The organism is Streptomyces sp. NBC_00224 (assembly GCF_041435195.1).
GTDB lineage: Bacteria > Actinomycetota > Actinomycetes > Streptomycetales > Streptomycetaceae > Streptomyces.
Map to the genome: position 1 here is coordinate 2949019 of NZ_CP108106.1, position 19463 is coordinate 2968481.

At 71.3% G+C, this 19463-nt stretch carries 17 protein-coding genes; 1 reads left to right on the forward strand and 16 read right to left on the reverse strand.

From position 1 onward, the window contains the following. Window positions 1-375: 375 nt before the first annotated feature. The 16 genes from OG965_RS13150 to rsmH form a co-directional block, all read right to left on the reverse strand. Window positions 376-1608 carry a DivIVA domain-containing protein gene (locus OG965_RS13150; protein ID WP_371652228.1) on the reverse strand — a complete coding sequence of 411 codons (1233 nt, stop codon included), beginning with the start codon at window positions 1606-1608 and terminating at the stop codon, window positions 376-378. Between the two features lie 55 nt (window positions 1609-1663). Then, entirely contained in the window at window positions 1664-1954 is a 291-nt protein-coding gene (locus OG965_RS13155; protein ID WP_067158122.1) for a YggT family protein, read from the reverse strand. 68 nt (window positions 1955-2022) lie between these two features. Beyond that, window positions 2023-2640 (reverse strand): cell division protein SepF, encoded by a 618-nt coding sequence (locus OG965_RS13160; protein WP_101387917.1) that lies wholly within the window; start codon window positions 2638-2640, stop codon window positions 2023-2025. 142 nt (window positions 2641-2782) lie between these two features. Further along, entirely contained in the window at window positions 2783-3505 is a 723-nt protein-coding gene (locus tag OG965_RS13165; RefSeq protein ID WP_371652229.1) for a YggS family pyridoxal phosphate-dependent enzyme, read from the reverse strand. Continuing rightward, a complete protein-coding gene (pgeF, locus tag OG965_RS13170) occupies window positions 3492-4283 on the reverse strand; it encodes a peptidoglycan editing factor PgeF (RefSeq protein ID WP_371652230.1) in 792 nt (263 codons plus the stop codon). Before pgeF ends, OG965_RS13165 begins: the two co-directional genes overlap by 14 nt. Then, the gene (ftsZ, locus tag OG965_RS13175; protein ID WP_371652231.1) at window positions 4280-5473 is read right to left on the reverse strand and encodes a cell division protein FtsZ; all 1194 of its coding nucleotides are present in this window, start codon (window positions 5471-5473) and stop codon (window positions 4280-4282) included. The genes pgeF and ftsZ overlap by 4 nt, the downstream gene beginning before the upstream one ends. Window positions 5474-5749: 276 nt before the next feature. Next, window positions 5750-6553: a cell division protein FtsQ/DivIB gene (locus OG965_RS13180; protein WP_371652232.1), complete on the reverse strand. Its 804-nt coding sequence runs from the start codon at window positions 6551-6553 to the stop codon at window positions 5750-5752. Between the two features lie 24 nt (window positions 6554-6577). Then, window positions 6578-7663: an undecaprenyldiphospho-muramoylpentapeptide beta-N-acetylglucosaminyltransferase gene (gene murG, locus OG965_RS13185; protein WP_371652233.1), complete on the reverse strand. Its 1086-nt coding sequence runs from the start codon at window positions 7661-7663 to the stop codon at window positions 6578-6580. A 6-nt stretch (window positions 7664-7669) separates the two neighbouring features. Further along, entirely contained in the window at window positions 7670-9019 is a 1350-nt protein-coding gene (gene ftsW / locus OG965_RS13190; protein ID WP_371652234.1) for a putative lipid II flippase FtsW, read from the reverse strand. Window positions 9020-9079: 60 nt separating this feature from the next. Continuing rightward, window positions 9080-10510, reverse strand: coding sequence for a UDP-N-acetylmuramoyl-L-alanine--D-glutamate ligase (gene murD / locus OG965_RS13195; RefSeq protein ID WP_371652235.1), 1431 nt, complete (start codon window positions 10508-10510; stop codon window positions 9080-9082). Then, a complete protein-coding gene (gene mraY, locus OG965_RS13200) occupies window positions 10492-11562 on the reverse strand; it encodes a phospho-N-acetylmuramoyl-pentapeptide-transferase (RefSeq protein ID WP_371652236.1) in 1071 nt (356 codons plus the stop codon). Before mraY ends, murD begins: the two co-directional genes overlap by 19 nt. Further along, a complete protein-coding gene (gene murF, locus OG965_RS13205; RefSeq protein ID WP_371652237.1) occupies window positions 11559-12980 on the reverse strand; it encodes a UDP-N-acetylmuramoyl-tripeptide--D-alanyl-D-alanine ligase in 1422 nt (473 codons plus the stop codon). The genes mraY and murF overlap by 4 nt, the downstream gene beginning before the upstream one ends. Next, window positions 12977-14662 (reverse strand): UDP-N-acetylmuramoyl-L-alanyl-D-glutamate--2,6-diaminopimelate ligase, encoded by a 1686-nt coding sequence (locus OG965_RS13210; RefSeq protein WP_371652238.1) that lies wholly within the window; start codon window positions 14660-14662, stop codon window positions 12977-12979. Before OG965_RS13210 ends, murF begins: the two co-directional genes overlap by 4 nt. Window positions 14663-14676: 14 nt before the next feature. After that, entirely contained in the window at window positions 14677-16608 is a 1932-nt protein-coding gene (locus tag OG965_RS13215; protein WP_371652239.1) for a peptidoglycan D,D-transpeptidase FtsI family protein, read from the reverse strand. A 4-nt stretch (window positions 16609-16612) separates the two neighbouring features. After that, window positions 16613-17212 carry a septum formation initiator gene (locus tag OG965_RS13220; protein WP_371652240.1) on the reverse strand — a complete coding sequence of 200 codons (600 nt, stop codon included), beginning with the start codon at window positions 17210-17212 and terminating at the stop codon, window positions 16613-16615. Continuing rightward, the gene (gene rsmH, locus OG965_RS13225) at window positions 17209-18213 is read right to left on the reverse strand and encodes a 16S rRNA (cytosine(1402)-N(4))-methyltransferase RsmH (RefSeq protein WP_371652241.1); all 1005 of its coding nucleotides are present in this window, start codon (window positions 18211-18213) and stop codon (window positions 17209-17211) included. The genes OG965_RS13220 and rsmH overlap by 4 nt, the downstream gene beginning before the upstream one ends. A gap of 409 nt (window positions 18214-18622) precedes the next feature. On the opposite strand from rsmH, the gene OG965_RS13230 reads away from it, so the two are divergent. Further along, window positions 18623-19186 (forward strand): beta-class carbonic anhydrase, encoded by a 564-nt coding sequence (locus tag OG965_RS13230; protein ID WP_371652242.1) that lies wholly within the window; start codon window positions 18623-18625, stop codon window positions 19184-19186. The last annotated feature ends 277 nt before the right edge of the window (window positions 19187-19463 follow it).

Here is a 19463-nt window from a genome sequence, read left to right on the forward strand (position 1 = left end):
TCTGCCCCACCCCGCCCCTTCCCAAAAGCCCTCGGGCGGGCGGCCGGGGGTTCGCGCCGGGTCGCGTTTCGGCTGCGGGCCGGTGGGGGCTGAGCGCGCAGTTCCCCGCGCCCCTAAAGGCACCTCCAGCCCCTCCGGCGTTTGAGGAGCGGGGTCCGGGGCGGAGCCCCGAAGCGGGGTGCAGGGGCCGCAGGCCCCGCCCGGGGTCCGGGGGCGCAGCCCCCGGGAAACGAGCCTCCACCCCCCACCCACCCCCGGAGGGTTAAGGGAACGGGCGGGGTGGGGGCAAAAAAGGGCCGGGCCCCCGGAAATCCGGGGGCCCGGCCCTTCAGCCTGCCGACGGCTGTGCGCGGCGTACGCGCGTACCGCAGCCCGTCAGTTGTCGTCCTCGTCGATCAGGAAGCCCCGCATCGGAGAGGGAGCCTGCTGCATCGGCGACGGCCCCTGCGGCCGCACCGGCGCCATCGGCTGCGTCATCGCGGGCGACATCTGCTGCTGCCCGCTGTACGACGGCGCACCGCCCATGGACGGCTGGCCGCCCATGGTGTGGCCCATCGAACCGGCACCGGCCGACGCCATCGACCCGCTCATCTGCGGAGCCGGCGGCAGCGAGGCGGTCGCCGGGGTGCGCGGCGGAGCCAGCGAGTCGTCCGCCTGGGTCTCCAGCTGACGCAGCTGCGACTCCAGGTAGGACTTCAGCCGCGTACGGTACTCGCGCTCGAAGCCGCGCAGGTCCTCGACCTTGCGCTCAAGGGTGGCGCGGGCGGACTCCAGCGAGCCCATCGCGACGCGGTGCTTCTCCTGCGCGTCCCGCTCCAGCGCGTCGGCCTTGGCGCGGGCGTCCCGCTCCAGGCCCTCGGCGCGCGACCGGGCCTCGCCGACGATCTTGTTGGCCTCGGAGCGGGCCTCGGCGATCGCCTGGTCGGCGGTCTGCTGGGCCAGCGAGAGGACACGCGCGGCGCTGTCGCCACCGGGGCCCTGACCGGGCTGAGACATCTGCGGACCGTGGCCGCCCATGGGGCCGCCCATCGGCTGACCCATGGGGCCCTGGCCGAGCTGGTTCTGACCCATCTGGTTCTGGCCCATCGGACCCTGACCCATGGGGCCCTGGCCCATCGGACCCTGACCGAGCTGGTTCTGGCCCATCGGACCCTGGCCCATGGGGCCCTGGCCGAGCTGGCCCTGACCCATCGGACCCTGACCGAGCTGGCCCTGGCCGTGCTGGCCCTGGCCGTGCTGACCCTGCGGGCCGTGGCCACCGGGGCCGGCGGGCAGCTGCGGAGCGCCGCTCGGCAGCTGGGGCGGGCCCATCTGCGGCTGCTGCTGCTGCACCTGCGGAGGTCCGGATATGGCGGCGGGCACGGGGGCGCCCGGACCGCGCTGGTCCTGCGGCTCCGGCTTGCGCATACCCTGCTGCTGCTGGTTCTGCGCGGCGGCACGCGTCGCGGCGGCCAGCTTGGCGCGCAGGTCCTCGTTCTCGCGAAGCAGGCGGGTCAGTTCGGCTTCGACCTCGTCCAGGAAGGCATCGACCTCGTCCTCGTCGTAGCCTTCTCGGAGCCGGACGGTCGTGAACTGCTTGTTCCGCACGTCCTCAGGGGTCAGCGGCATCTCTTCTTCACCTCTACGTAGTCGTCGGCAGTCGGCAGGACCGTGTCGCTCACATCTATCTCCCCACGCTGGTGACGATGGAGATCAGGATGTACACGATGATCATCAGAACGAAGAAGGACAGGTCGAGTGCCACGCCCCCGAGACGCAGCGGCGGAATGAACCGCCGCAGAAGCTTGAGCGGTGGATCGGTGACAGTGTAGGTGGCCTCAAGAACGACCACCATCGCCTTGCCGGGTTCCCATGAACGTGCGAACTGCAAGACGTAGTCCATGACGAGCCGGAAGATCAGCACGATGAGGAAGCACATCAGCGCGATGTAGACCACATCCAGTGCGACGCCCATCTCGCGCTTCCCTCTCCCCTTGCTCTATGCCCCCGGCCCCGTGGCCGGATCGTTCCCGGTGTCGTGTCTCAGCTCTGGTTGAAGAAACCGCCCTCTGCGATACGGGCCTTGTCCTCCGCCGTGACATCGACGTTAGCAGGCGACAACAGGAACACCTTCTGCGTCACCCGTTCAATGCTGCCGTGCAAACCAAACACAAGTCCGGCGGCAAAGTCGACAAGTCGCTTCGCATCCGTGTCATCCATCTCGGTGAGGTTCATGATCACCGGCGTGCCCTCGCGGAAGTGTTCCCCGATGGTACGGGCCTCGTTGTAGGTCCGCGGGTGCAACGTGGTGATGCGGTAGGGCTCCCGCTCGGACACGACCTTGGGCATGATCACCGGTGCGTTCTTCTCCAGGCTCGGGCGTTCAGGTGTGATGGATGCCACGGGGGCGATTCGCGCCGGACGCCCCGATTCCGCGGGCATCACGGCTGCGTGCGCGACCGGTTCACGGGGGGCCGGAGGCTGTACGGCTCGTACCGGTTCGTCCCGTTCGACCTGATGCGGAGGCTGGTGCCGCCGGCGGTCCCGCTCGGGCTCCGGCTCGGGTTCGAACTCGTCATCGGGGTCGAACCCCGGGCCGTCGTACCCATCGTCCTCCACGAGACCGAGGTAGACCGCCATCTTGCGCATCGCGCCGGCCATGCTCCGATTCCTCCGCTCTGTGGTGGATCGCCCTTGTCGCCAAATGTCGCTGTGTCACCAAGTGCCCACGATCCACTAGGTCTGCCCACCGAAGAGTGGGAATGACCATATTTTCTGCTGTGGTCCGACTTGCTTCGCGACGTTACCCGAGCCGGGGTCGGACTCCGAGTACCGCCGTACCGACGCGTACATGTGTCGCTCCGGCCGCAACAGCCTCTTCGAGGTCCGCACTCATCCCTGCTGACACCATGTTCGCAGCCGGATGGGTGCGGCGCAGGTCAGTCGACAAATCCATCAGCCGCTCGAATGCGGCCCGTTGCCGGTCCGCGTACTCGCCCGCCAGCGGCGCCACGGTCATCAGACCGTCGAGCCGCAGACCGGGCGCGTCCGCCACAAGTCCGGCCAACTGCTCGATTCCATCGGGGGCGGTGCCGCCCCGGTCGCCCCGTGCCCCCGAGGCGGCGTCGAGCGCCACCTGGATCAGACACCCCACCTCCCGCTCCGCCTTCACGGCGGCCGCGGAGAGCGCGCCGACCAGCTTGGGCCGGTCGACGGACTGCACCAGATCCGAGTAAGTCACCACGGAACGGACCTTGTTCGTCTGGAGCTGACCCACGAAGTGCCAGCGCAGATCCGCGAGGTCCGCGCAGTCGGCCGCCTTGGGCGCCGCGTCCTGGTCCCGGTTCTCGGCGACCTGACGCACCCCCAGCTCGTACAGGAGCCGGACGTCGCTGGCGGGGTAGGTCTTGGTGACCACGATGAGCGTCACATCGTCCCGCTTGCGCCCGACGGCCGCACAGGCGGCGGAGATACGTTCCTCCACCTGTGCCAGGTTCGCGGCGAGTTCCGCCTTACGGTCCGTCATGCCCGCTTCCCTCCCCCTCGGCCGCATCGGCCCCATCGGCTCCCGCGGCGTCGAGCCAGACGTATCCGGCGAGCCGCCCGGTGGTGCGGTCGCGGCGGTACGAGAAGTGGTCGTGCGATTCGAGCGTGCACACCCCGGACGCCTGCCGGTCCTTCACCCCGAGCGCCCCGAGCTGCGCGTGCACTCCGGCGGTGACGTCGACGGCCGGGGTCCCCCAGCTCGTCTCCGCCCGGGCGGCCGGCTCGGCCGCGGCGACCTCGTCCCGCATCGCCGCCGGGACCTCGTAGCACTTGCCGCAGACGGCGGGGCCGGTCCGCGCGGTGATCCGGGACGGCTCGGCGCCGAGCGAGACCATCGCCGCGACCGCCGCGGGCACCACGCCCGCGACCATCCCGGGCCGCCCCGCGTGCGCGGCGGCCACCACCCCGGCGACCGGGTCGGCGAGGAGAACAGGTGTGCAGTCGGCGGTCAGGACCGCGAGGGCGAGCCCGCGACGAGCCGTCACCACCGCGTCCACGGCCGACACCTCTGCGCCCGGGCCCCACGGCCCGTCCACCACGGCCACGTCCGGCCCGTGCACCTGGTTCATCCAGACCACGAGGTCCGGGTCGAGCCCCAGTGCCTTCGCGGCGAGGCCGCGGTTGGTCCGGACCGCGGCGGGGTCGTCACCGACCGCGCCGCCGAGGTTGAGCTCCTCGTACGGAGCGGCGCTCACTCCGCCCCACCGGTCGGTGAAGGCGAAGTGCGCGCCGCTCACGAGGGAGTGCTGCCCTATCACTTCAAGAAGTCCGGGACATCCAGCTCTTCGGCCTGGCTGTCCTGGTACGGGCGGGCCGTCGGCACCTGCGGCGGGGCGGACTCGCCGACCGGCGCCGTCTCGACCGGGGCCGGGGCCGGGGTCTCCTCACGGGCGCTCACCGTGCCGAGCCCGCCGAGCGGGCGCTCGGCGGCGCGGACCGGTGTGGGCTCGTCGCGCTTGGCGGCGGTGGAGCCCAGCACGGTGTCGCGGCGGGCGGGCGGCTGGCCGCCGTCGAACCCGGCCGCGATGACCGTGACCCGTACCTCGTCGCCGAGGGCGTCGTCGATGACCGCACCGAAGATGATGTTGGCCTCGGGGTGGGCGGCCTCGCTGACCAGCTGCGCGGCCTCGTTGATCTCGAAGAGACCGAGGTCCGAGCCACCGGAGATGGAGAGCAGCACACCGCGGGCGCCGTCGATGGACGCCTCCAGGAGCGGCGAGGAGATCGCCATCTCGGCGGCGGCCACCGCGCGGTCGTCGCCGCGCGCCGAGCCGATGCCCATGAGCGCCGAACCGGCCTCGGACATGACCGACTTGACGTCGGCGAAGTCGAGGTTGATCAGGCCCGGGGTGGTGATCAGGTCGGTGATGCCCTGGACGCCGGAGAGCAGCACCTGGTCGGCCGACTTGAACGCGTCGAGCACGCTGACCTGGCGGTCCGAGATGGAGAGCAGCCGGTCGTTGGGGATGACGATGAGGGTGTCGACCTCTTCGCGGAGCTCGGCGATGCCGTCCTCCGCCTGGTTGGCGCGACGGCGGCCCTCGAAGGTGAACGGCCGGGTGACCACACCGATCGTGAGTGCGCCGAGCGAGCGCGCGATGTTGGCGACGACGGGTGCGCCGCCGGTGCCGGTGCCGCCGCCCTCGCCCGCGGTGACGAAGACCATGTCGGCCCCCTTGAGGACCTCCTCGATCTCCTCGCGGTGGTCCTCTGCCGCCTTGCGCCCGACTGCCGGGTTGGCTCCGGCGCCGAGGCCGCGGGTGAGTTCACGGCCGACGTCGAGCTTGACGTCGGCGTCGCTCATCAACAGAGCTTGTGCGTCGGTGTTGATCGCGATGAACTCGACGCCCTTGAGACCGACCTCGATCATTCGGTTGATGGCATTGACACCACCGCCGCCGACACCGATGACCTTGATGACTGCGAGGTAGTTCTGCGGTGCTGCCACGTCGAAGGCCTCTCGCCTCGAGTTACGGGTCGTCACGTGCGGGTGTCGCACGGCGACGACGAATGCCGATGTGGGACGGTCCGAACGCCGACCCGAACCCTAACGTTGAAGTTTAGGGTTACCAATGTGTCTGTTCCTTGGACTCTTCCGAACAGGACACTAAGTCGACAAGTGGCGCACGTTCAACGAACACGCCGAACCTCCCGTTTTTCTTTTCACCCTATGTGATCACCCGTAGCGATGACCAACCAGGGTGCTGGCCAGCGCATATGTGCGTCAACTCCCCGATGCCGCCGGGGCGGTGGGGGCGCTCACATCGAAGTACCGCGCTCTGGGCGCCGCTTTCATGAGGGCGACCAGCGTACGGGCCTTGAGCTCCCCCTCCTCGTCACTGCCCCACAGGACCGTACGCCCGCGGCTCAACTCCAGGGAGACCGCGTCGTACGAGGTGACCCGGACGAGGTGGGTGTCCTTGGCTACTGCGGACGGGAGTTCGCCCGCCACCTTGACCGCCTCGCGCACCAGTGCGTCGGCCGGAAAGCGGCGCAGCGAAGCCGAGTTGTCCGGATTCAGGTCAAGCAGCGGTACGTGCGCGGGCGCCTTGGCGACCGTGGCGAACCGCACACCCTTGGCGTCCACTTCGGTGAAGTTCGCGCCTTTTTTCATCAGGAGAACGGGCTTGCGCTCGGTCACGTCGAGCGTGATGCCGTGCGGCCAGGAGCGGCCGACCTCCACCGAGTCCAGCCGCGGCAGTTTGCGCAGCAGCCGGGCCTCGATCGCCCCCGTGTCGACCGAGACCAGCGGGGAGCCGACCGGAACGGCCGCCACCGCCTCGACCTCGGCGGGGGTGAGCACCTCGGTGCCGGTGGTTTCCACCTGTTCGACCCGCAGCCAGGTGGAGCCGTACAGCACCCACACGACGGCCGCGCCGAGGACGACGGCCGTGGCCAGAATCAGCAGCAGCCGGCGCCGGGCGGGCAGGCGCAGCCGCAGCCGTCCCGCGCCGGGGCGGCGGGGGCCGGACGGGCCGGACTTCTTCGCCTGTCCCGCTCCGCGTCGAGCGGTCGCCTGTCCGGCCACGGTCCCCTGCCTTCTGCCGCTCCGTCAGCGTGCGGCGATCGCCTCGTACACCATGCCGACGAGCAGGTCGTCGGCGTCCCGGCGGCCGAACTCGGAGGCGGCGCGGGACATCTCGTACAGCCGGTGCGGGTCGGCGAGCACGGGCAGGACCTGGTCCTGCACCCACCCGGGGGTGAGCTCGGCGTCGTCGACCAGCAGACCGCCGCCCGCCTTCACCACCGGCTGGGCGTTCAGCCGCTGTTCGCCGTTGCCGATCGGCAGCGGTACGTAGGCGGCGGGCAGCCCGACGGCGGAGAGTTCGGCGACGGTCATCGCGCCCGCGCGGCAGAGCATCATGTCGGCCGCGGCGTACGCGAGATCCATCCGGTCCACGTACGGTACCGGGATGTACGGTGGCATTCCGGGCATGTTGTCGACGCGCGGCACTTCGTTCTTCGGGCCGACCGCGTGCAGGATCTGGATGCCGGAGCGCTGGAGCACCGGAGCGACCTGCTGGATCACCTCGTTGAGGCGGCGGGCGCCCTGCGAGCCGCCGGAGACCAGCAGCGTCGGCAGGTTGGGGTCCAGGCCGAACGCGGCGCGCGCCTCGGGGCGGACCCGGGCGCGGTCGAGGGTGGCGATGGAGTACCGCAGCGGGATCCCGATGTAGCGGGCGCCCCGCAGCTTGCTGTCGGGGGTGGCGACGGCCACACCGGCCGCGTACCGCGAGCCGATCTTGTTGGCGAGGCCGGGGCGGGCGTTGGCCTCGTGGACCACGATCGGCACCCCGAGCCGCTTGGCGGCCAGATAGCCGGGCAGCGCCACATAGCCGCCGAAGCCGACGACGCAGTCCGCCTTGGTGCGCTCCAGGATCTGCTCGGCGGCCTTGATGGTGCCGCGCAGCCGGCCCGGGACCGTGATCAGTTCGGGGGTGGGCCTGCGGGGCAGCGGGACGGCCGGGATGAGCGCGAGTTCATAGCCCCGCTCGGGGACCAGCCGCGTCTCCAGGCCTTTCTCCGTGCCGAGGGCCGTGATCCCCACGGTCGGGTCCTGCCTGCGCAGGGCGTCCGCGAGGGCGAGCGCGGGCTCGATGTGGCCGGCGGTCCCCCCACCGGCGAGTACGACATGCACCGAAATTCACCGCTCTCCGGACGGACGCTTCTTGACGCGCCGTCTCATCGACTTCCAACTCACCCGAGGCTGCCGCATGGCCAGCGCCGCCCGCGCCGCGGGGTCGTCCCGCGCGAACGCGATCAGCAGCCCCACGGCGAACATGGTCGGCAGCAGCGCGGACCCACCGTAGGAGAACAGCGGGAGCGGGACACCGGCGATCGGCAGCAGGCCGAGCACCGCACCGATGTTGATCACGGCCTGGGCCACGATCCAGGTGGTCACACCTCCCGCGGCGTACCTCACGAAGGGGTCCTCCGTGCGTCCGGCCACGCGGATACCCGCATAGCCTAGAGCCGCGAACAGGGCGAGCACCGACAGTGTGCCCGCCAGGCCCAGTTCCTCACCGGTGATGGCGAAGATGAAGTCGGTGTGCGGTTCGGGGAGTTGACCCCATTTTTCCACACTCGCGCCCAGCCCGGAACCGAACCATCCGCCCGAGGCGAGGGCGTAGATTCCATGGACCGCCTGCCAGCACTGGTCCTGCGGGCCGGGGTCGGTGGCCCCGATGCAGGCGAGCCGGCCCATCCGGTTGGGGCTGGTCTTGATGAGGAGCACCGCGATGGTTCCGGCCACCGCGAGGACGCCCCCGAAGAGCCGGGTGGGGGCCCCGGCGAGCCAGAGCAGTCCGAAGAGGATCGCGCAGAGGATGATCGCGGTGCCCATGTCGCCGCCGAGCATGATCAGCCCGAGCAGCAGGAACGCCACCGGGACCAGCGGCACCAGCATGTGCTTCCACTGGGTGAGCAACCGTTTGTCCTGCTTGCGGGCGAGCAGGTCGGCGCCCCACAGGATCAGCGCCAGCTTGCCGAACTCGCTGGGCTGGAGCTGGAACGGGCCGCCCAGATAGATCCAGTTCTGGTTGCCGTTGACCGACATCCCTATCCCGGGGATCTGCACCAGGACCATCAGGAAGACGGTGACCATCAGCATCGGGTACGAGAGCGCCCGGTGCAGCTTGGCGGGCATCCGGGCGGCCGCGAACATCAGGGCGCCGCCGATCATGGCGGCGAGGAACTGCTTGCGGAAGAAGTACGAGGCCGGCAGCGACAGTTCCAGGGCCTTGATCATCGAGGCCGAGTAGACCATCACCAGACCGAGCACGGTGATCAGCAGCGCGCTGCCGAGGATCAGGTAGTACGCGGTGAGCGGCCGGTCCCAGGCCCGCCTGGCCCGCTCGAACAGCCGCCGCGGGCCGCCGCCCCGGGGTCGTGACGGGGTGCCGCTCGAACCGCCGCGCCCGGCCGCGGGACGGCGTACGGACCCGGCGGCACGGCTGCGCAGGACGAGCCCGGGCGGGGTCGCTTCGGCCGGCATGTGTGCTGTCCCCTCCAGTCGTGCCCGGCGCCGCCGGTCCGCGGGACGGGTCCCGGCCGGTCAGGCGCGCTCGGCTGCGAGCTCGCGGACCGCTTCCGCGAAGGCCTCGCCGCGCTTGTTGTAGTTGGTGAACATGTCCATCGAGGCGCAGGCCGGGGCCAGCAGGACCGTGTCCCCGGGCTTCGCGAGACCGGCCGCTTCGCGGACCGCCGCGGACATCGCCCCAGTGTCGGTCCGGCCGACGTCGACCACCGGTACCTCGGGGGCGTGTCGCGCCAGCGCTTCGGCGATCAGGTGGCGCTCGGCGCCGATCAGGACGACCCCGCGCAGCCGCTTGGCCGACCTCTGGACGAGCTCGTCGAAGGACGCGCCCTTGGCGAGGCCCCCGGCGATCCAGACGATCGGCTCGTAGGAGGCCAGGGACGCCTCGGCGGCGTGCGTGTTGGTCGCCTTGGAGTCGTCCACGTACGCGACCTCGTCCACGTCCGCGACGTGCGCGATGCGGTGGGCGTCGGGGCGGAAGGCCCGCAGCCCGTCCCGTACGGCCTTGGGCTCCACGCCGAAGGCGCGGGCCAGCGCGGCCGCCGCGAGGGCGTTGGCGATGTTGTGGGGCGCGGGCGGGTTGACGTCCGCGACCTCGGCCAGCTCCTGCGCGTTCTTCTGCCGGTTGGTGACGAAGGCGCGGTCGACCAGGATGCCGTCCACGACGCCGAGCTGGGAGGGGCCGGGGGTGCCGAGGGTGAAGCCGATCGCCCGGCAGCCCTCCTCGACATCGGCCTCGCGGACCAGGTCCTCGGTGGCCGGGTCGGCCACGTTGTAGACGCAGGCGACGGTGTTGCCCTCGTAGATCCGGCCCTTGTCGGCCGCGTACGCCTCCATGGAGCCGTGCCAGTCGAGGTGGTCCGGGGCCAGGTTGAGCACGGCGGCCGAGTGGGCGCGCAGCGAGGGCGCCCAGTGCAGCTGGTAGCTGGAGAGCTCCACGGCGAGTACGTCGTACGTCTCCTCGCCGAGCACCACGTCGACGATCGGCGTGCCGATGTTGCCGACGGCGGCGGTGCGCAGGCCCGCCGCGCGCAGGATCGACGCCAGCATCTGGGTGGTGGTGGTCTTGCCGTTGGTGCCGGTGATCGCCAGCCACGGCGCCGCGTTCTCGCCGCGCAGCTGCCAGGCGATCTCCACGTCCCCGACCACGTCCACGCCCGCCTCGGCGGCGGCCGCGAACAGCGGGGAGTCGGGCTTCCAGCCGGGCGAGGTGACGACCAGACCGGTCCCCTCGGGCAGCGTTTCCGCGTCCCCGAGGCGGACGGAGATACCTTCCTCCGCCAGTTCGGCCGCGCGCTCCCGGTGCGTACCGGAGTCACCGCCGTCCACGACCGTCACCACGGCGCCGAGACCGGCCAGGGCGCGGGCGGCGCTGATGCCGCTCACCCCGAGACCGGCGACGGTGATCCGCCTGCCCTGCCAGCTCTGACTCACTTGTCGGCTGCCCATCCCGCGTAGAAGAGACCCAGACCCACGATGACGCACATGCCCTGGATGATCCAGAATCTCACCACCACAAGGACTTCGGACCAGCCCTTGAGTTCGAAGTGGTGCTGGAGCGGGGCCATTCGGAAGACGCGCTTTCCGGTCATCTTGAACGAGCCGACCTGGATGACCACCGACATGGTGATCATCACGAAGAGGCCGCCGAGCAGCGCGATCAGGAACTCGGTGCGCGAGCAGATCGCGAGACCGGCGAGCGCGCCGCCGAGCGCGAGCGAACCGGTGTCGCCCATGAAGATCTTGGCGGGCGAGGTGTTCCACCACAGGAAGCCGAAGCAGGAGCCCATCAGGGCCGAGGCGACCACCGCGAGGTCCAGCGGATCGCGCACCTCGAAGCAGGCGTTGGGGTTGGTCAGGGTCTGCGCGTTGGCGCAGGACTCCTGGAACTGCCACAGCCCGATGAAGGTGTACGCGCCGAAGACCATCACCGACGCGCCGGTGGCCAGGCCGTCCAGACCGTCCGTCAGGTTCACGCCGTTGGACATGGCGAGAATCATGAACAGCGCCCAGATCACGAACAGGACGGGGCCGATGGACCAGCCGAAGTCCGTGATGAAGGAGAGCTTGGTGGAGGCCGGGGTGTTGCCCCGCTTGTCCGCGAACTGGAGCGCCAGGACCGCGAAGGCGATGCCGACGATCAGCTGTCCGGCCATCTTCGCCTTGGCCCGCAGACCGAGCGAACGCTGCTTGACGATCTTGATGTAGTCGTCAAGGAAGCCGACCACACCCATGCCCGCGGTCAGGAAGAGCACCAGCAGACCCGAGAAGGTCGGGTCCTCGCTGGTGATCACCTTCGTGGCGGCGTACGCGATGAGCGTGGCCAGGATGAAGGCGATGCCGCCCATGGTGGGCGTGCCCTTCTTGCCGGCGTGGCCGCGCGGGCCGTCGTCGCGGATGAACTGGCCGTAGCCCTTGCGGGCGAGCAGCTTGATGAGCAACGGGGTGCCGACCAGGGTCAGGAAGAGACCGATGGCTCCCGCGAAGAGGATCTGCCTCATCGGGCGGCGACCTCGCCCTCGACGCCACCGTCGAGCAGCGCGAGTGCCACCCGTTCCAGGCCGATCGACCGCGATGCCTTCACCAGCACGACGTCTCCCGGGCGCAGTTCACTGCGCAGCAGGTCGACGGCCGCCTGTGCGTCGGACACGTGCACCGACTCCTCACCCCACGAACCCTCGTTATATGCGCCCAGTTGCAGCCAGGACGCTTCCCGGTCCCCGACTGCCACGAGCTTGCTGACGTTGAGCCGGACGGCGAGCCGTCCGACCGCGTCGTGCTCGGCGAGCGATTCGTCGCCGAGCTCGGCCATCGGACCGAGCACCGCCCACGTACGTCCCCCTTTTGCCCGTGAGGCCTTGCCCATGGCCGCGAGCGCGCGCAGGGCGGCTCGCATGGACTCGGGGTTCGCGTTGTAGGCGTCGTTGACGACTGTCACTCCGTCCGGACGCTCGGTGACCTCCATGCGCCAGCGGGAGAGGGTGCCCGCCTCGGAGAGCGCGAGGGCGATCTCGTCGACAGGCATGCCCAGCTCATAGGCGACGGCGGCCGCGGCGAGCGCGTTCGACACGTGGTGCTCACCGTACAGGCGCAAGGTCACGTCGCTGCACCCGGAGGGTGTGTGAAGCTTGAAGGAGGGCTGTCCGGCTTCTGTGAGCCGGACATTCTCGGCACGTACGTCCGCGTCCTCGGCCTCGCCGAAGAGCACGACGCGCGCCTTGGTGCGCGGCGCCATGGCCCGTACGAGCGGATCGTCCGCGTTCAGCACGGCGCAGCCGTCCTGTGGCAGCACCTCCACCAACTCGCCCTTGGCCTCGGCGATCTGCTCGCGGCCGCCGAACTCGCCGATGTGGGCGGTGCCGACGTTGAGGACGAGCCCGATCCGCGGCGGGGTCAGACCGGTCAGATAGCGGATGTGGCCGATTCCGCGCGCGCCCATCTCCAGGACCAGGTGCCGGGTTTCGGAGGTGGCGGTGAGCGCGGTCAGCGGCAGGCCGATCTCGTTGTTGAGCGAGCCCGGCGTGTAGACCGTCGGCGCGTGCCGCTGGAGCACCTGCGCGATCAGGTCCTTGGTGGAGGTCTTGCCGGAGGAGCCGGTGAGCGCCACCACGTCGGTGCCCAGGCGGCGTACGACCTCGCGGGCCAGCGCCCCGAGGGCGCCCTGGACGTCGTCGACGACGATCGCGGGCACGCCGACGGGCCGGGCGGCCAGCACGGCCACCGCCCCCGCCTCGTACGCCACGCGCGCGTAGTCGTGGCCGTCGACGTGCTCGCCCGCGAAGGCGGCGAAGAGGGAACCGGGCGCCACTCGGCGGGAGTCGATGACGACGGATCCGGTGACCTGGGCGGACGGATCCGGTATGTCGTACGACTGCCCGCCGACGATTTCGGCGATCTCGGCGAGGGAGAGGGCGATCACTGCTTCATCCCTGACTGTGCTTGGCGGTGTTCGATCGCGGCCCGCAGGACCAGACGGTCGTCGAAGGGGCGGACCACTCCGGCGGTGTCCTGGCCCTGTTCATGGCCCTTGCCCGCGACCAGGACGGTGTCGCCCGGCTCGGCGCGGGCCACGGCCGCGGCGATGGCGGCGGCCCGGTCGGCGTCGACCAGGACGTTGCCGCGCTCGTGGACGGGCACCTCGGCGGCGCCCGCGAGCATCGCGGCGAGGATGGCGAGGGGGTCCTCGGAGCGCGGGTTGTCCGAGGTCAGTACGGCGGTGTCGGCGAGCCGGGCGGCCGCGGCGCCCATCGGCGCGCGCTTGGTCCGGTCGCGGTCCCCGCCGCAGCCGAGGACGATGTGCACCTTGCCCCGGGTGACCTTGCGCAGCGAGCGCAGAACCGATTCGACGGCATCCGTCTTGTGCGCGTAGTCCACCACCGCCAGGAACGGCTGGCCCGCGTCCACCCGCTCCAGCCGGCCGGGCACGCCGGGCACGGCGGCCACGCCGTCGGCGGCGGTCTGCGGGTCGATGCCCGCGACGGCCAGCGTCACGATCGCGGCGAGGGTGTTGGCCACGTTGAAGGGGCCGGGCAGCGGGGCGGTGGCGGAGATCCGCTCGCCCTTGGGGCCGACGGCCGTGAAGGTCGAGCTGTCCTGGCGTACGTCCACGTCCTCGGCGCGCCAGTCGGCGTCCGGGTGGCCCTCGGCCGAGAAGGTGGTGACCGGGATGCCGGACTCGACGGCCAGTCTGCGGCCGTACTCGTCGTCGAGGTTCACCACCCCGAGCCGCGCGCGCTCCGGCGTGAACAGCCGCGCCTTGGCCCGGAAGTAGTCCTCCATGTCGGAGTGGAACTCCATGTGCTCCGGGCTCAGGTTGTTGAAGACGGCGACGTCGAAGACGCAGCCGTCGACCCGGCCGAGCACCAGCGCGTGGCTGGAGACCTCCATGGCGACCGACTCGACCCCGCGCTCGCGCATCACCGCGAACAGGGCCTGCAGGTCGGTGGCTTCGGGGGTGGTGCGCTCGGACTTGATGCGCTCGTCGCCGATGCGCATCTCGACCGTGCCGATCAGGCCGGTGCGGTGCCCGGCCCCGCGCAGCCCGCCCTCGACGAGGTACGCGGTCGTGGTCTTCCCGGAGGTTCCGGTGATGCCCAGCTGGAGCAGGTCGCGGCCGGGGTGTCCGTAGATCTCGGCGGCCAGCTCGCCCATGGCTCCGCGCGGGTCCTCGGTGACCAGGACCGGCAGGCCGGTCGCGGCGGCGCGGTCGGCGCCCGCCGGGTCGGTGAGGACGGCGGCGGCGCCCAGGCTCGCGGCCTGGGCGGCGAAGTCGGCGCCGTGGAAGCGGGCGCCGGGCAGGGCCGCGTAGAGGTCGCCGGGGCGGACCGCGCGGGAGTCGTGGGTGATGCCGGAGACCTCTCCCGACCCCGGGTCCCCGGATCCCAGCCGGTCGGCCAGTTCGCCCAGGGATGTCGGGCGGGCCCGGTCCGGCCGGGGCGCTCCCGGCTGGTGCGCGGGGGCGTCCTGCGGGGCGGTTCGGTACTGATCAGCGTGTGGCACGGCGGTGAGCGTACCGGGCGTACCCGCCGGGTCGCCAAAAGAGGGGGGCGGGGCGTGGTGGTTGCGGTCCTGGTTCCCGGGGCCGGGGGTGATGGTTGTCACTGATGGTTCCGGATTCAGTCGTTGCCGCCGAAGGAGACGGGCAGATTGGGCTGCTTGGCGCCGGTCGGCGGGATCTGCAGGGTCTTGAGCGCGAACTCCATCACCTGCTTGTAGATCGGGCCGCAGATCTGGCCGCCGAAGTAGCTGCCCTTGGTCGGGTTCTGGATGGCGCAGTAGACGGTGATCGCCGGCTTGTCGGCGGGGGCGAAGCCGGCGAAGGACGCGGTGTAGCCGTGGTAGCGGCCGGTCTTGGGGTCGACCCGGTTGGCGGTTCCGGTCTTGCCGGCGACCCGGTAGCCGGGGATGCGGGCCTTGATTCCGGTTCCCTCCTCGTCCCCGACGACCGACTCCAGCATCTGGGCGACGGTCCTGGCGGTCTTCTCGCTGACCACCCGGGACTGCTTGGGCGCGGGGGCCGGGGTGAAGCGGCCGTCGGGGCCCTTGGTGCCCCGTACCAGCGTCGGTTCGATCCGCACCCCGCCGTTGGCGATCGTCGAGTACACGGAGGCCGCCTGCATGGCGCTGAGCGAGAGGCCCTGGCCGAAGCGGACCGTGTACTGCTGGGAGGTCGACCACTTCTGCGGCGGCGCCAGGATGCCGGGGGTCTCGCCGGGGTAGCCGAGGCCGGTCGGCGAGCCGAGGCCGAACTTGCGCAGATACGAGTAGAGGACCTGGTCGGCCTCGGCGTCGGTCTTGCCGAGCTGCTCCACGGCGAGGATCGTGCCGATGTTGCTGGACTTGGCGAGGACGCCGTTGAGCGTCAGGTTCCAGGTCGGGTGGTCGATGTCGTCCTTGAAGAGCCGGTCGCCCCGGTGCAGCCGGTTGGGCACGGTGACGTGGGTCAGCGGAGTCGCCGCGTTCTCCTCCAGGACGGCGGCCATGGACATGACCTTGGCGGTGGAGCCCGGCTCGTACACGTCCTGGAGGGCCGCGTTGCCCAGCGCCGCCTTGTTGGCGTGCGAGAGGTCGCCCGGGTCGAAGCCGGGGGCGTTGGCCATGGCCAGGACCTCGCCGGTGTCGGTGCGCTGGACCACCACATAGCCCCGGTCGGCCTGGGACTTGCGGACCTGGTCGGCGACGGCCTTCTGGGCCATCCACTGGATGTCCCGGTCGATGGTCAGCTCGACGCCCGAGCCGGGCACGGCCGGTGTCTCGTGGGTGCCCGCCGTGGGCACCCGGCGGCCGCCGGACTGGGCGTAGGTGATCTTGCCGTCCTGACCGGCCAGAACCTTGTCGAGCTGGGACTCCAGGCCCCCGCCGCCGCGCCCCTCGGCGTTGACGTAGCCCAGTATCCCGGCGGCGAGGTCGCCGTTGGGGTAGACCCGCTTGCTGCTGGACTCGTTGAAGACGCCGCCCAGCACATTGGCGCCGGGGCCGCCCTTGGCCAGGTCGGCGCGGGCCTTCTCGGCGAAGACCTTCTTGAGGTCCTTGATCTGGTTCCACACCTGCGGGGTCTGGCGGCGGGCCAGGACCACATAGCGGCTCTTGGGCGTCTTGAGCTTCTTGGCGATCTCCTCCTGGTCCTTGCCGATCAGCGGGGACAGGAGGGCCGCGGCCTGCTCGGGGGCGTCGTCGGCCTTGCTGGCCGCCGGCGTGAACATCGACGGGTCGGCGGTGATGTCGTACGCGTCGACGCTGGTGGCCAGGGCGATGCCGTCGCGGTCGGTGATCTCGCCGCGCTCGGCGGGCAGCGCATAGCTGGCGTACCGGTTCTTCTCCGCCTTGGCGGAGTACGCGCTGGCGTCGACCGCCTGCACCTGGAGCAGCCGGACCACGAACGCGATCATGATGAGGGTGAGCCCCAGGCTGACCAGGCGCAGCCGGGGCCGGGGGCTGCCGAGTCTGATGCGTGCGGGCGCCTTGGGGCGGCGCTGCGCCGGGCGGGCCTGGGGGCGCGGCCGCGCGGGTGCTGGCACCCGGCGGCGCGGCGGTTCCTGAGGGCTCACTGCGTCACCTGCCGGGGGTCGGGGAGGTCTTCGCGGGGGCGGGCGCCTGGGGTGCGGCGGGAGCGGCGGCACTCGGCGACGTGCCGGAGGAGGTGTGCGCGGGCGCGGGGACCGGCGCGGGGGTCCCGTGCGGCTGGGTGCCGGGCACCGGGGACGCCGCGGGGGCGTCGGTGGCCGGGGCGGTCACGGTCGCGCCCTGGACCAGCTCGGGGCTGAGCGCCGGGGCCGGCCGGGCGGCGCCCGCGCCGGGCACGCCCTTGACCGTGCCGTCCGGGTTGAGGAAGAGGGGGCTGGTGCCGGGGACCATGCCGAGCTCGGTGGCCCGGCGGGAGAGCGCGTCGGGGGCGGAGAGGCCGTCCACGTCGTGCTGGAGCGCCTGCTGCTCGTCGGTGAGCCCGGTGGTCTCGCGGCGCAGCTCGCTCAGCTTGAACGAGCCCTCGTTCAGCGCGGAGTTCAGCAGCAGCAGGCTGATCAGACCGCCGCCGAGGAGCACGACGACCAGCAGCACGAAGGGGGTGCGGGCGGCGCTGCGCGCGCCCGCCGGGGGCAGCAGCCGGCCGAGCCGGGCCGCCCGCCCCCGCAGCTGCCTGGCCGGTCCGCTCACCGCACATCCTCCCGGATCCGCTGGGCCCCGCGGAACCTGGCGGGGGCCGCCCGCCGGTTCTCGGCGATCTCCTCCTCCGTGGGCAGCTCCGCGCCGCGGGTGAGGAGCTTGAGGCGCGGCTGGTACTGCTCGGGCACGACCGGCAGCCCCGGCGGGGCGGTGTTGGCCGCGCCGGCCGCGAAGACCTGCTTGACCAGGCGGTCCTCCAGCGAGTGGTACGACAGGACCGCGATCCGGCCGCCGACGTCCAGGGCCGCCACGGCCGCCGGGATCGCCCGCTCAAGGACCGAGAGCTCGCCGTTGACCTCGATGCGCAGGGCCTGGAACGTGCGCTTGGCGGGGTTGCCGCCGGTGCGCTTGGCGGCCTGCGGCAGCGAGTCGCGGATCAGCTCGACGAGCCGCGCGCTGTTGCTGAACGGCTCCTTCTCGCGCTCGCGGACGACCGCCGAGACGATCCGCTTGGCCTGCTTCTCCTCGCCGTACTGCCGAAGGATCCGCACCAGCTCGCCCGGCGCGTAGGTGTTGAGCACCTCGGCCGCGCTGACGCCGGTGGTCTGGTCCATGCGCATGTCGAGCGGGGCGTCCTGCGCGTAGGCGAAGCCTCGGTCGGCCTCGTCGAGCTGCATCGAGGAGACGCCGAGGTCGAAGAGGATGCCCTGGACGCGCGGGATGCCGAGCCGCTCCAGGACCTCGGGGAGCTCGTCGTAGACGGCGTGGACCAGGGTCGCGCGCTCCCCGTAGGGCGCCAGGCGCTCGCCGGAGAGCCGCAGGGCCTCCTTGTCCCGGTCGAGGGCGATCAGGCGCGCCTCGGGGAACTGGGTGAGCAGTGCTTCACTGTGGCCGCCGAGGCCCAGGGTGCAGTCGACGACGACCGCCCCGGGCTGCGTCAGGGCCGGGGCCAGCAGGTCCAGGCACCGCTGGAGCATCACCGGGACGTGCCGCTGCTGTCCCTCCGCTCGCCCGCCGTCGCCTTCGCTGGGAAGCGCTTCGCGCCCTGTCACTTTGGCCCTCTCAGGTCCGGCGGGCACCGGGCGCATACCGCCGGGTCCCCACCCGCTCGGAAGGTCTGCCGGCGCCGGGGAAGTGGCGTCAGCCGACCGGCGAGCGGGGGGAGGCCGAGCCGTACGCGCGCCGCGCACGCGGGGGGAAACTGTGCAACTGCTCTGTACTGCGGATACGGAATCTGTCCCCGCAAGCGGGCCGGAGCGTGTCGCCCCTCCCACTTCGCGTCACTTTAGTCCACCGGTCCTTTCGGTCAATCAACGGCCCAGCGCGTCGCGCGGTGCGCTTTTCACCCGCACGGGCGACCGATTACCACGCTTGTGGGTTACCTCACAACCGACCGAGTTGACGGGATTTTTCCGTCCCCAGGACGAGACTGAACGATCTACGGCGACTACCGTCATAGACATGTCGACTCCTGCGCACCTCCCCGCAGAGCCCCCCGTCCGCCCTCACCTCGCGGTCCGTGACGGGGGAACCGTCACAGACCGGCTCGTCGAGGCGAACCGCCGGTACGCGGACGCGTTCAGCGACCCGGGCATGGACGCCCGGCCGGTCCTGCGCGTCGCCGTCGTGGCCTGTATGGACGCCCGTCTCGACCTGCACGCGGCCCTCGGCCTGGAACTCGGCGACTGCCACACCATCCGCAATGCCGGCGGTGTGGTCACCGACGACGTCATACGGTCGCTGACCATAAGCCAGCGGGCGCTCGGCACCCGCAGCGTCATGCTCGTCCACCACACCGGCTGCGGCCTCGAATCCCTCACCGAGGACTTCCGCCACGAGCTGGAGGACGAGGTCGGCCAGCGCCCCGCCTGGGCGGTGGAGTCCTTCCGCGACGTCGACCAGGACGTACGCCAGTCCATGCAGCGCGTCCGCACCTCACCGTTCCTGCCGCACCTCGACGACGTGCGCGGATTCGTCTTCGACGTCACCACCGGCCTGCTGCGCGAAATAGACCCGGCGGCCTGAGCCACCCGCGGCTTCTCGGTTCCTCCGGAGCGTGTTCGGGGCGTGGTCGGGGCGTGTTCGGACTCGATTCCGCGTCGCTTCGGAATCTCTTCAGGGTCTCTTCAGGGACAAAAACACGGCAACCCCCGACATATCCCCTCCAGTTATCCACAGGCGAGTGACACGACGCGGCGACGGCAACAAGAATGCGGGTGTGGCATCGGTCCGAACGTCTCGGACGCGGTGTCCGTATTTCGAGGTGGGCCGTGCCGTTTCCAGTGCGCCGGCCCGCAGGCAA